The sequence below is a fragment of the Pseudoalteromonas sp. S1727 genome, from assembly GCF_005886375.1.
GTDB lineage: Bacteria > Pseudomonadota > Gammaproteobacteria > Enterobacterales > Alteromonadaceae > Pseudoalteromonas > Pseudoalteromonas haloplanktis.
Window position 1 is genome coordinate 1 of sequence record NZ_PNDT01000264.1, and the last position, 632, is coordinate 632.

The following is a 632-nucleotide window of genomic DNA, read 5'->3' on the forward strand; positions in this document are numbered from 1 at the left end:
GCCGTTTGACTTTAGAAATCCAAAAGCCATTGGCAAAGAAATAAATGCCGATGATGAGCAGCTCAAGCTTGGCAAAGGTTATGACCATAACTTTGTTCTTAAAAGCCAGCCTAATCATGATTTGATTGAAGCGGCTAAGGTGTATGAACCAAGCTCAGGGCGTACCTTGACTGTGTATACAGAAGAGCCAGCGGTACAGTTTTACTCGGGCAACTTTTTAGATGGCAGTAGCAAACAAGCCTCTGGTTTAGTACATAAATTAAGAAGTGGTTTTTGTTTAGAGCCACAGCACTTCCCAGATGCGCCTAATCAGCCAACATTCCCAAGCACAACATTGCTACCGGGTGAAGTTTATTCAACCCGTATAGTGTACGAATTTGGTACTAAATAATGCGTTTTGTTAATCGAATAGGGCTGCTGTTTGCAGCCTTAGTGATCACAACTGTGGCGCAAGCGACTGAGATTGCGACCATTCGTAGCCCGGATCAGCAGTTAACTGTATTGGTTGATTTAGATGAGCAAGGGCAGCTAAGTTATCAAGTACGGTCACGTAGCGATAAGGTCATTGAGCCTTCTTTATTAGGTATCACGCTTAATAATACTGACTTTACTAAGCGATTGAGCTTAGCTGC

General features: G+C 43.0%; 2 protein-coding genes. Both read left to right on the plus strand.

Annotation, left to right across the window (positions count from 1 at the left end; translation table 11 throughout):
* A partial coding sequence (locus CWB85_RS21940) for an aldose epimerase family protein (RefSeq protein WP_502705330.1) occupies positions 1-391 on the plus strand: 391 nt, incomplete at its 5' end.
* Positions 391-632 (plus strand): glycoside hydrolase family 97 N-terminal domain-containing protein (locus CWB85_RS21945; protein WP_171039072.1); only part of this gene is annotated, 242 nt, incomplete at its 3' end. The genes CWB85_RS21940 and CWB85_RS21945, both read left to right, overlap by 1 nt.